Source organism: Candidatus Krumholzibacteriia bacterium (genome assembly GCA_035649275.1).
In the GTDB taxonomy this organism is placed as follows: Bacteria; Krumholzibacteriota; Krumholzibacteriia.
In genome coordinates this window covers 46,316-57,328 of record DASRJW010000024.1, presented here as the reverse complement: position 1 = coordinate 57,328, position 11,013 = coordinate 46,316, and the positions used below count along the sequence as shown (strand labels likewise).

Sequence of the window (11,013 nt, the reverse complement as noted above, 5' to 3'; positions counted from 1 at the left end):
CGGGTGCGGGGGCGGCGGGTGGCGCTGACGGTCCCGGCGGAAGTCTCTTGCGGCGGCGAATCCCGTCCCGTGGCACCCCCCTCACCCAGGGGAGGGCGTACTCACCATTTCAACCGACGCTCGTCGACGTCGAAGACTCGCATCAACCCGTCACCACCGTAGCCCACGATCTCCAGCTTGCCGTCGGAATCGATGTCGTAGAGGTCGATGCGAGAGCCGAACCCGGTGGTGTACGTCCACTTCACGTCGCGGAAGACGGCGCCGAGCACGATGCCGGAGTTGAGCACAATGTCCAGGCCACCGTCGCCGTCCACATCGCCGATGGCGATCTCGGTGGCGTTGGTGAAGGTGATCGTGCTCTTCCATTCCTCCACGTCCTGCAGCGCCGTGTAGAAGCGCAGGAGGTTGTCGGCGATGAAGACGATCTCCAGCTGGCCGTCGTCGTCGACGTCACCCAGAGTGAGGGCAGAGATGCTGTTGAACCGCTTTTCCGGTGTGTTCCAGATGTCCTGCAGATCGGAACCACGCAGGACGAAGAGTCGGGCGTTCTGCGTGTATCCCACCACTTCATCTTGGCCGTCGCCGTCCAGGTCGGCGGCGTAGATGCGCACCACCGGCGACCACAGCTCCCGGGTTTTCACCTCGACGAGCTTGCCGTTGCGGCTCTCGAACAGTTGCAACGTACCGCGGTAGCTGCCGAACAGGAGCCGCCGTTGCGGGCCGTTCACCATCGTCAACGGCGGGTACTTGGACGCGAAGTCCGCGGCGCGGGGCGTCAGGAAATCGCCATAGAGCGCCGTGGGCGTGAGGCACCCCAGCAGGACGAGCCAAACCAGTCGACGCCAGAACAAACCGCCCTCCCCGGGAAAGGCAGACTTTCGAGTCTAGTCAGGGATGCGCCCAGGGGTCAACGGCAGCAGGGGTCCACGGCAGCGGTCGACGGGGAAGGATCCACGGCAGCTGAACTCAACGGCAGCGACAGTCGGGGCGGTTTTCACTTGAGACGGCGCAGCAGATTGAAGCCGACGTCCTTGCGCGCCAGGTACTTGATCAGCTCGTCCAGGACCGCGAGATCGAAGAGGCCGATGCGCTCTTCTTCCTTCGTGTCCAGGAGGACACCGCCCAGGTCGCGCCAGCGCAATTCGCCGAGGAGCCGGGCCGCTTCGGTGATCACCGCGGAGTCCTGGCGGTGCGGCAAGCGCGACACCAGCATGTCGCCGTGGCTGCGGTAGAGATCCAAGAGACGCTTGGTCTCGGTGTTGTAGGTGCGGGCATCGGTGTAGAGGACGAGCCCGAGGAATCTCTTCCCTGCCAACGTGGCCTGATGAGTCCCAGCGTCCAGCAAGCGCAGGAGATCGTCGCGCTTGGCATCGAAGCGGCTGTGCTGGCGCAGGTTGCCTTTGTAGACGGCCAGGATCCCGAGCCAGAAAGACGAAGTTTCGATGACCAGGGGGACCTCGACCCGTTCTTCCAGGAACAGACCTTCCTGCAGCAGCCGCGACGCCTCGGCCTTCTTTTCCGGCACGTAGCAGGCGGGATAGTGGCCGAGGTCGAGGTTGCCGTGGGTCGTCTGGTCGCGGAGCCACTCGTGCCGGCTCGGGGGCAGGTCGTACCGCTGCCACCAATGGAAGACAGGTTCGACGAGCTGACTCGGTGCCAGCAGTCCGCGCAGGCGTGGGTTGCTTTTCTTGGCTCCCAGCGCCTGGAGAACGAGACGGGGCAGCCAAAGGCGCGGATCGAGGTTCTGCAGCGAGCGGAAGACGTTCCAGAGCAGTGCCACCTGGCTGTCTTCGCTGCGCAACTGCGAAGCGCGTTCCTGCATGAGCACGTTCTGCACGTCCACGGTGAGATTGTCACGGTGATCCTCGAAGACCCGAGGCTCATCCTGGCCGTGCCGGCGCTCCATCTCTGCCTTCCACCTCTCGCGCAAGGATTCGCCGACATGAGGAAGCAACGCACATGCCCGGAGGGGAGGCTTCCGCACAGGCGGGGTCAGGCGTCGGCGAGACGGGCGAAATCGGTGGCGAAATCTGGGTAGGAGGTGCGCACGCAGTCGACGGTGTCGATGCGACTCTCGCCGTCGGCGGAGAGCGCCAGGATGGCGGCCGCCATGGCGAGGCGATGGTCGTTCTGGGAAGAAACCCGCGCCGGGCGTAGACGAGCACCGGCCTCGAGGTGGAAGCCGTCGGGGCGTTCGACGGCGGCGACACCGAAGGCGCGCAGCAGCTGCACCAGGCCGGCGATGCGGTCGCTTTCTTTGCGGCGCAGCTCGCCGGCGTCGTGCACGGTGGCGCTCACGCCGGCGGCGGCGCAAGCAGCGACGAGGGCCGGGATCTCGTCGATGCAGCGCACCACGTCGGCGCCGCCCAATTCCATGCCGGAACGCAAGGGGCCGCGCACCGTGAAGGCTCCGGTCGGCTCCCCCAGGCGCGAAGGCCCGGGGCGAGTTTCGAGGCGGGCGCCGGCGCCCTGCAAGAGTTCGAGATAGCGCTGTCGTCCCGGATTGAGCCCTACAGGCTCGACCTGCAGTTCGCCGCTCCGGGGCGACATGGCCCCAGCGACGAAGAACGCCGCCGCCGAGAGATCCCCGGGCACTTCGAAAACGAAGCCCGACCACGATGCGCCCCCTGGTTCGAGGACGAGGCCATCGGCTTCGGCCTCGAGGCGAACCCCCAGGGCCCGAAGCATGCGTTCCAGGTGATCCCGCGCCTGCCCCGCGGGACGCAGCCGCGTCGGACCACGGGCGTAAAGGCCGGCGAGGAGCAGGGCGCTCCGCACCTGGGCGCTGTCCACCGCGATGGTGTGGACACCACCGCGGAGCTCTGGCGCCGCTTCGATCTGGAGCGGCGGGCGCCCCTCTTCGCCCAGGCAATGGACCCTCGCCCCCATGGCGCGGAGCGGCGCGGCCAGACGCTGCATGGGACGCCGGGAAAGCGAAGCATCGCCGAAGAGTTGCGAGGCAAACGGCTGGGCCGCGAGGAGGCCGCACAGGAGTCGCATCGTCGTCCCCGAGTTGCCGCAGTCGATCGGCGCTTGCGGTGCACGCAGCCCGCGCAGTCCCACGCCGCGCAGGCGCAGTCCGTCCGGCCCGGCCTCGCTGCGGACTCCGAGCTGGTGCAGCGCTTCCAAAGTGCGCACGACGTCTTCCGCACCGGAGAGGTGGCGCACCGTGCTCGGCGAATCCGCCAGCGCTGCGAGCAGCAGGGCGCGATGCGCCAGCGACTTGTCCGCCGGCGGCGCCAGGAATCCACGCACGCCGGCGGCGCCGCGGATGATCCAGGCGTCGCCCTCAATTCGAAGGCGCGAGGAAGGCTCTGGCACTTCGCTCCGTTTCGAGGTATCCACGCCCCGGGGCCACGCCGCGGCGCGCGATCGTGGCGGCTGCAACAGCGCGACCTGGCGGCGTCCGGACCGGGCTCGCTCGCGGCGCGCCGTCCGGACCAGGCTAGCGCAGCGCGCCCGCTGGTGGAACCGACTCGCTGGCCTCACCCGGCCTCGAAACCCCTCGTCCTGGAACCAGCCTTGCATGAGTCGAACTCTTCGCGGCGGCTCTGCGCGCCCGAGACTCGAGCCACGGAGGCGGAACGATGCTAGAGGACGAGCGCCTGGACGACGGGCCGATGGAAGCGCAGCACGTGCGCTGGATCCCCAGCAGTCTGCTGGATCTGTCGCCTCTGGAACCGGTGTTCGCGCTGCGCACGCCGCGTCGCATTTACCTGCAAGCCATGCCGTCGAGCCGTGAAGCCTTGCGAGCACTGTTGCAGACGCAGCCCTTCGAGATCAGCGTCGAAGTGGATGGCGACACCGCACCGCTCCGCCACGTGCCGCTGCAAGATGTGCACGAGGTGCGCCTGGCACCGGATCTGGCACTGCCCTGGGGGCACTTCTACTGGATCGCCGACGGCCTGCAGGATGATCTCGCGGCCGCGGGGGACAATCCCGGCGCCGGCCTCGCCCAGGGCCGGCATCGCCTGGCCGTGGTGGAGGAGACGCTGCGCAGCTGGCGCGGCCGCTCGCCCTGCGAGCTCCAGGTTCTCTGCGAAGCCTGGGAGAGCAAGAAGGCGATCGACGATCTCGGTTTGGAGGGCGAGCACCTGCCGTCGGCACCGGACTATGCCTTGCAGCTCACCAACCACTTGGTGACCCGCACCGGTTCGCCTGCCTTCGCCGAGTGGATGGCCGATCTGGCGCGGACTGCGGGGTCGAATCGCGCCTGGAGCTTCCCGCAGCTCTCCCGCGCCGAACGGCAGCTGCTCGAGAGCTATCTGCAGCATCGTACGCTGGGCAACGTGGCGCTGGCGTCGCCGACCGGGATGATCGCCGGCTGGCACTTGTTGCTCTCCATGGCGCTGCTCGGCGTTTGGTATGCCGGTCTCCTGGTGCATGCGGAGTACGAGCACGACCTGGACGAAGCCTTGGTGGCGAGCTTGTGGATGCTGGACCAGGGCTTCTGGTGCGACGAGTCCCTGGTGCACGACACGCTGCGTCATCTGCATGCCAAAGGGCACACCGAGCCGGCGCTGGCGCAAGTCTTGAGCGCCTCCCTGGCCGGTGCCCCCACCCGCACCTGATCACGCCGCCGGGCCGCCTCAGGCGAGACCCAGGGCGCGACGCCAGCCTTCGGCGTAGCGCGTCCAGCCGCCGGTGTTGAAGAGAACGATGCGGCGCCGCTCGCGGAGCGCCCCGGCCGCCGCCAGCTGCCGCAGGGCCGCCCAAGTGGCGGCGCCCTCGGGAGAGGCGAAGACACCTTCGGTCAGGGCGAGCTCGCGTCCAGCGGCGGCGATTTCGGCCTCGCTCACCGCCACCGCCGTGCCCGCGCTCTCACGCAGCGCGCGCAGCATGAGGAAATCCGCCACCGCCACGGGTACACGCAAGCCGAGAGCGAAGGTGTGTGCATTCTCCCACGGCTCGGCACGCAAAGCGCCGGCGTGGAAGGCGCGCACGATGGGGGCGCAGCCGGCAGCTTGCACGCTGCAGAGGCGCGGCAGGGGTGGCTCGATCCAACCCAGCTCGCGCAGCTCTGCGAAGGCCTTCCACATCCCGATGAGACCGGTGCCGCCACCAGTGGGATACACGATGAGATCCGGCAGCTGCCAGTCGAGTTGCTCGGCGAGCTCGTAGCCCAGCGTCTTCTTGCCTTCCAACCGATAGGGCTCCTTGAGCGTGGAGACGTCGAACCAACCCGCGCTCTTCTTCCCCGCCGCGACCTTGGCGCCGCAATCGTGGATGAGTCCATCCACCAGCTCTACCTGCGCGCCGTGGGCGCGACACTCCTCCACGAACAGGAGTTCGGTGTCGCGGGGCATGAAGATCGTGGCTCGCAGTCCCGCCCGGGCTGCGTACGCCGCCAGCGCCGATCCGGCGTTCCCCGCCGAAGGCACGGCCAGGTGCTCGAGGCCGAGCTCGCGGGCCCGGGACACCGCCACCGCCATGCCGCGCGCCTTGAAGCTGTTGGTGGGATTGAAACTCTCGTCCTTGAGCAAGAGTTGCGGCGGGCTCGGAGCCCCGGTCTCGAGCCGCGCCGCCAGACGCGGCAGCTCGAGGAGCGGCGTGCCACCTTCTCCGAGCGTCACCTGATGCGCCACGCTCTGCACCGGCAAGAACTCGCGATAACGCCAGAGATCGGCGGGACGAGCGGCGAGAGTCTCGCGGTCGAGCGAGGCTCCGGCGGCGGCCAGATCGTAGCGGGTGGAAAGCGGGGCCCCACACTCGCAGAGGTTGTGTGGTCGGGACAGCGGCCACGAGCGGTCGCAGCGCGTGCAGCCGAGGTCGACGGCAAAGCTGCGCCAGGCCGACGGCTCCCTCATGCGACGGAATTACGGAAGCGCTCTTCGACCTCTGGCGGAAAGTACTGCACGTAATGGGTCATCATGGCCAGGCTGTCGGCCTGCTCCTGGATTTCCGCCTGCAAGAGATCGCGCAGCGACAGGAAGCCGAGCAGGCGTTCGCTGGCGACGACGGGGAGATGCCGGCAACCCCGCTGCAGCATCTTGGCGACGGCCTGCTCGTAGGTATCGTCCGGTGCGGCCACGACCAGGTCGCGGGTCATGACGTCGCCGATGCGCGTCTGCCGCGGCTCGAGTCCCGGCACCACCACGCGCGTCATCAGGTCGCGCTCGGAGAAGACGCCGACCAGGCGTTCCCCCTCGAGCACGGGAGCGGCGCCGATGCGGTGCTTGGCCATGAACTCCGCCGCTTCGGCCACGCTGCTCTGCGAGCGCACGTACAGCATTCCCCGATCACGAATGATTTCACCCACGGTCTTCATGGTTCCTCCTGGCGAGGATTGTGGAGGCTACCCCATACCCGTCATTGTACACTCTCCCGCCGGCAAGGCGAGAGGTGGATGAGGACGCGATGACTCGTCTGCCTCGGGAGGTGATGCGATGGGCACGACGCTCCGCCGGCGGCGCCTCGCCGTCATCGGCGCCGCGCTCGCCACGGAGACCGAGCTCGATCTAGCCCGCCGTGTGGGGGCGGAGATCGCGCGCTCCGACGCCATCCTGCTTTGCGGCGGCCTCGGAGGCGTGATGGAAGCGGCGGCCCACGGCGCCAGCGCGGCCGGCGGCCTCACCCTCGGCTTCCTTCCCGACTATGACCCCGAGAGCGCCAACGCCTGGATCGCCATTCCGCTGCCGACCGGGCTCGGCCAAGCCCGCAATGTTCTCGTCGTGGCCGGGGCCGAAGCCGTCATCGCCATCGGCGGCGGCGCCGGAACACTCTCGGAGATCGGTATGGCCTTGAAGCTCGGACGCCCGGTCGTCGGCCTCGGGACCTGGAAGGCCGGACGGGCCGACGGCGAGGCCGCCACGATCCTCGAAGCCAGCGAGCCCGCGGCTGCGGTGCGACTGGCTCTGGCGCAGGTGAGGCCCACACCATGAGAAGGAAGCGCCTCCTCATCATCCCTGCCGTCCTCGTGCTCGCGCTCGTCGCCCTCTTCCTCGGGTTGCGCGCGGCCTTCCCTCCGGAGCGCCTGCTCGCCCTCGCCGAGCCTCGTCTCGAAGCAGCACTGGGACGGCCGGTGGAGATCGGCAGTGCCCGGCTCGACCTGATGCCGCTCGCTGCCCGCCTCGAGGCCGTGCGCATCGGGGCGCGACCCGGTTTCGCCTCGCCGCATGTGGTCGAGCTCGACGCCATGCAGCTCGAGCTCGGCTTCCTGGCGCTCCTCCGCCGCCAGCTCGAGGTGAGGTCCCTCGTGCTCGACGGACTGCGTCTCTTCTTGGAACAGGATGAGCAGGGGCAGTGGAACTTCGCCACCGATCGTGCCCCCGGCACGCCGAGCGCACCGGCAGCACCGGCCAAGGCGGGGACGCCGATGGCGTTGCAGATCCGCAAGCTCTTGTTGCGAGACGGTGCCCTGGAGCTGCGGAGCGCGCAAAGTGGCTTCGAGTTACAGGGGCCGCTCGCCGCTGAGCTCGCCATGGGCCTGGACCGCAACCTTCACGACCTCCGTCTCCAGGGCTGGATCGAGAGCCCGGCACTCCGGGCCCGCGGTCCCCTCGGTGAGTTCCCCGCGCTCACCGTGCGGCTTGAACCGGTGCTGCGCGCCGACCTCGGGGCTTCGAGCGCCCACATCGACAGCTTGCGCCTTCGCCTCCAGGACTTCGTCTTGCAGCTGGAAGGTGAAGCGGCGCTCCACGATCGCAAACCAGAGCTGCACTTGCGCACGCGTTCCCAGGAGTTCGAGCTGGCCGAGATCCTCGAGCTCTTGCCCAAGGAACGGCTGCCGCGCCTGGCCGGGGTGGAGGCATCAGGTCGCGCCCGGATCGACCTCCGTCTCGATGCTCCGGGAACGGGCAAGCCACACCTCGAGGGTGATCTCGCCCTCGCCGGCGGCCGGCTGCAGTCGCGAGAGTGGCCGGCCTCCATCAGCGACCTGGAGCTCACAGCGAAGCTGCACGGCGATTCGCTGCAGATCCAACATCTCGAAGCCCGGATCGGCGAGGCGCCCCTAAGTCTTCAGGGTGAAATCGTCTCGCTCTTCGCCCCAGAGAACGCCGCGTACTCCGTACAACTGCGTACCCGGCTCGATCTCGCAACGCTCGCCGCAGTGGCCGCGACCTTCGCGCCCAAGCCGCCGCCATACCGCCTCGAGGGGACGCTGCAAGCCGACGCGCGCCTCGAAGGTAGGCTGGCCGGCAAGTCCCTGCCCTCCCTCCACGGCCCGCTAGCGCTCGAAGGCGTGCGGATCCAAACGCCCCAGCTTCGGCAGCCGCTCGAGCTCCAAGCGCGGCTCGTGGGCGCGGGCGCCACGATCCAGGTGGAAAAACTGAACCTCGCCTGCGGCGAGGCGCGCCTCGCCGGCTCCGGCACGGTACAGCCGGCGCTGCCGCCCAAGCGGCCGCGGATCGCCTTGCGCGGTCGAGCCGCGGCGCTCGACTTGGATGCTCTGCTCCCTGCAACGGCCACTGGCACCGACACGGCCGCCGCCACCCGCGGCAAGGGGACGGGAAGCGCCAAGACGCTGCTTCCGCCGCTGCCACCTCTCGATCTCGAGCTCGACCTCGAAGCCGGCGTGGTGCAGGCGCAACGCACTGCCCTCCGCGACGCCCGCCTGCAATGGAAGAGCGAAGCTCAAGATTTCCACCTCACACTCCGCGCCGCCCGGCTCGAGCGCGACAATTTCCTCCTCGAAGATTGCCAGGCCGAGCTCGCCGGCACGCCGGCACGGGCCCGCGGCCACTTGCAGGCGAAGAGCGGCCGGCTCAACAAGATCCGTGCTGCTGCACTGCAGAGCGATCTGCACCTCGATGGCACGACGCTGGAGCTGCCGAATCTCACCGCCCAGACGTACGACGGCAAACTCGGCGGCAGCATGAAGGTGGATCTCGCCACCCCCGCAGCACCGCGGCAGGAGCTCGTCGTCGAGATGGACAAGGTGCAGCTCGGTGGACTGCTCGAAGACTTTTTCCGCGCTGGCAGCCTGGTGGAAGGAACCTTGGACGGCACTTCGTCCTGGAATGTCACTGGCGCTGGTGCGGCAGCGATGCGCCAACAGTTGACCGGCAAGGGGCAAGGCCTGGCGGTGAACGGCCGCTTCAAGGAACTTCCGATCCTCAAACAGCTCGGCGCCGTCCTCGGCTTGCCGAGCCTGTCCAACTTGAGTTACCGCCAGGTCGGCTTCTCCTTCGCCGTCGAGTCGGGACAGGTCAAGCTGCCTTCACTGAAGCTGCAGGGCAACGATGCCGATGCGACAGTCGAGGGGAAGATCGGCCTCGATGGCGGGCTCGATCTCGCCCTCGGCGTGCAGCTCTCCTCGGCCCTCACCCAGCAGGCGTTGCGGGCGCCCGCGACGCGAGGCCTGGGCTCGCTGTTCACCGATAGCGCCGGCCGCCTCGTGCTCGACTTCGACATCGATGGCACGCTCCGCGCTCCGAAGGTGCGACCGGATCTGCAGGCCACGGCGCGGCGCACCGGTCTGCAGGCGTTGGGGGCGCAGCAGATCCAGCGGCTCCTCGGCAACGTGGCGACCGAGGAAGCGAAGAAGAAGCTCGGACGCTCACTCCAGGAGGCGGTGAAGGGGATCCTGCCGCCTCCGCCCGCACCGGCACCCACCCCGCCGGATACGACACGCAAACCTTAGAGAGCGGCGCCCGTGCGGCGCCCGCCAGGAGCGCGTCTCCGTTATACTGCCTCCCTTCGTCCTGCATGCGCGCGGAGGGAAACGTTGGCGGAACCCCAGGACCTCCTCAGTCGGACTGCAGAGCGCCGCCTCCGACTGATGGAGGCGCTGCAGAGCGGCGCCATCCTCGTTCCCGCCGCGCGGTTGCGGCTGCGCAGCGCCGACTCGGAATACACCTTCCGGCAGGACAGCGACTTCTACTACCTCACCGGTTTCGAGGAGCCCGACGCCGTCTGCCTCCTGCTCCCCGGGCGAACGGCCGCGCGCTACGTTCTTTTCGTTCGCCCGAAGAACCGCGACGCCGAGATCTGGAACGGCCGCCGTGTGGGGGTGGACAACGCCCAACGTCTTTATGGCGCCGACGCCGCCTACTCCGTGGAGGAGCTGGAAGCGCGCCTTCCGGAGCTGCTCAGCGACGTCGACACGCTGTATTACGCCTGGGGACGCGACGCCGTCCTGGACCGGCTCGTCCAGCGCCTCGTCGACGACCACCGTCGCACCCGGGCGCGACGCGGGCACGGCATCGTGCAGCTGCAGGACCCGGGCACGGTGCTGCACGAGATGCGCTTGGTGAAGGACGCCTACGAGCTCGAACGCATGCGTGCCGCGGTGGCCGCCACGGCGGCGGGCCACCTCCGCGCCATGCGCGAGACCCGCCCAGGCATGCGGGAGTACGAGGTGGAAGCCCTGATCGAGTACGAGTTCCGCCGGCGCGGCGCCCGCGGTCCCGCCTACGGCACCATCGTGGGCGGTGGCGACAACGCCAACATCTTGCACTACCGCGACAACAACTCCGTGCTTCGCGAAGGCGATCTCCTGTTGGTGGACGCCGGCGCCGAGGCCGATCTCTACGCCGCCGACATCACCCGCACCTTCCCGGTGGGAGCCTCGTTCAGCAGCGAGCAACGCGCCCTCTACGCCGTGGTCCTGGAAGCGCAGAAGCAGGCCATCGATACGGTGCGCCCGGGCGGTTCCTTCGAAGCTCCCCACGAGCGCGCCGTTCAGGTGCTCTGCGCGGGGCTGGTGGAGTTGGGCCTCGCCGAGGGCCCGGCGGAGCGGGTGCGGGAATCGAGCGACTACCGCAAGTTCTACATGCACCGCACCAGCCATTGGCTGGGACTGGACGTCCACGATGTGGGTCTCTACGCCGTCGAAGGCGGCGCCCGCAGCTTCGCCCCGGGGATGGTTCTCACCGTGGAGCCCGGTCTCTACGTCGCCGCCGACCTCGAAGGGGTGCCGCCGGGTTTCCGCGGCATCGGCGTGCGCATCGAGGACGACGTGCTCGTCACCCAAGGTGGGCACGAGGTGCTGACCGCAGCGGTTCCCAAGGAGATCGAGGCCCTGGAGGCCCTGCGTGCCGGTGCTCTGGCGAGCGCTTGACGGGGGCCCCC

The 11,013-nt window shown here is 68.8% G+C and carries 9 protein-coding genes; 4 read left to right on the top strand and 5 right to left on the bottom strand.

Annotated elements, in window-relative coordinates; all coding sequences use genetic code 11:
* Nucleotides 1-101: 101 nt before the first annotated feature.
* The 3 genes from VFE28_01895 to aroA all read right to left on the bottom strand — a co-directional run bounded on the left by VFE28_01895 (nucleotide 102) and on the right by aroA (nucleotide 3,321).
* Nucleotides 102-851, bottom strand: coding sequence for a VCBS repeat-containing protein (locus tag VFE28_01895; protein ID HZM14728.1), 750 nt, complete (start codon nucleotides 849-851; stop codon nucleotides 102-104).
* 143 nt (nucleotides 852-994) lie between these two features.
* The gene (locus tag VFE28_01890; protein ID HZM14727.1) at nucleotides 995-1,906 is read right to left on the bottom strand and encodes a hypothetical protein; all 912 of its coding nucleotides are present in this window, start codon (nucleotides 1,904-1,906) and stop codon (nucleotides 995-997) included.
* A gap of 86 nt (nucleotides 1,907-1,992) precedes the next feature.
* On the bottom strand, nucleotides 1,993-3,321 hold the full coding sequence (aroA, locus tag VFE28_01885) for a 3-phosphoshikimate 1-carboxyvinyltransferase (GenBank protein ID HZM14726.1): 1,329 nt from the start codon (nucleotides 3,319-3,321) through the stop codon (nucleotides 1,993-1,995).
* A 266-nt stretch (nucleotides 3,322-3,587) separates the two neighbouring features.
* Here aroA and VFE28_01880 point away from each other — a divergent pair, with 266 nt between their 5' ends.
* Nucleotides 3,588-4,571 (top strand): hypothetical protein, encoded by a 984-nt coding sequence (locus VFE28_01880; GenBank protein HZM14725.1) that lies wholly within the window; start codon nucleotides 3,588-3,590, stop codon nucleotides 4,569-4,571.
* An 18-nt stretch (nucleotides 4,572-4,589) separates the two neighbouring features.
* Here the strand turns inward: VFE28_01880 and VFE28_01875 are convergent, their stop codons facing one another.
* Complete coding sequence (locus VFE28_01875; protein HZM14724.1) at nucleotides 4,590-5,807, bottom strand: threonine synthase; 1,218 nt, start codon at nucleotides 5,805-5,807, stop codon at nucleotides 4,590-4,592.
* Nucleotides 5,804-6,268 (bottom strand): CBS domain-containing protein, encoded by a 465-nt coding sequence (locus VFE28_01870; GenBank protein ID HZM14723.1) that lies wholly within the window; start codon nucleotides 6,266-6,268, stop codon nucleotides 5,804-5,806. The genes VFE28_01875 and VFE28_01870 overlap by 4 nt, the downstream gene beginning before the upstream one ends.
* Nucleotides 6,269-6,386: 118 nt before the next feature.
* Between VFE28_01870 and VFE28_01865 the strand changes: the two genes are divergently transcribed.
* The 3 genes from VFE28_01865 to VFE28_01855 all read left to right on the top strand — a co-directional run bounded on the left by VFE28_01865 (nucleotide 6,387) and on the right by VFE28_01855 (nucleotide 11,002).
* On the top strand, nucleotides 6,387-6,881 hold the full coding sequence (locus VFE28_01865) for a TIGR00725 family protein (protein HZM14722.1): 495 nt from the start codon (nucleotides 6,387-6,389) through the stop codon (nucleotides 6,879-6,881).
* Nucleotides 6,878-9,583, top strand: a complete 2,706-nt coding sequence (locus tag VFE28_01860; protein ID HZM14721.1) for an AsmA-like C-terminal region-containing protein — start codon at nucleotides 6,878-6,880, stop codon at nucleotides 9,581-9,583. The genes VFE28_01865 and VFE28_01860 overlap by 4 nt, the downstream gene beginning before the upstream one ends.
* A gap of 84 nt (nucleotides 9,584-9,667) precedes the next feature.
* Nucleotides 9,668-11,002, top strand: coding sequence for an aminopeptidase P N-terminal domain-containing protein (locus VFE28_01855; protein ID HZM14720.1), 1,335 nt, complete (start codon nucleotides 9,668-9,670; stop codon nucleotides 11,000-11,002).
* Nucleotides 11,003-11,013: the final 11 nt, after the last annotated feature.

What these genes read in the sequence shown, in the direction of transcription:
- VFE28_01890 (HZM14727.1), bottom strand. Translation starts at nt 1,906, where the DNA reads ATGGAGCGCCGGCACGGCCAGGATGAGCCTCGGGTCTTCGAGGATCAC.
- VFE28_01880 (HZM14725.1), top strand. Translation starts at nt 3,588, where the DNA reads ATGCTAGAGGACGAGCGCCTGGACGACGGGCCGATGGAAGCGCAGCAC.
- VFE28_01865 (HZM14722.1), top strand. Translation starts at nt 6,387, where the DNA reads ATGGGCACGACGCTCCGCCGGCGGCGCCTCGCCGTCATCGGCGCCGCG.
- VFE28_01860 (HZM14721.1), top strand. Translation starts at nt 6,878, where the DNA reads ATGAGAAGGAAGCGCCTCCTCATCATCCCTGCCGTCCTCGTGCTCGCG.
- VFE28_01870 (HZM14723.1), bottom strand. Translation starts at nt 6,268, where the DNA reads ATGAAGACCGTGGGTGAAATCATTCGTGATCGGGGAATGCTGTACGTG.
- VFE28_01875 (HZM14724.1), bottom strand. Translation starts at nt 5,807, where the DNA reads ATGAGGGAGCCGTCGGCCTGGCGCAGCTTTGCCGTCGACCTCGGCTGC.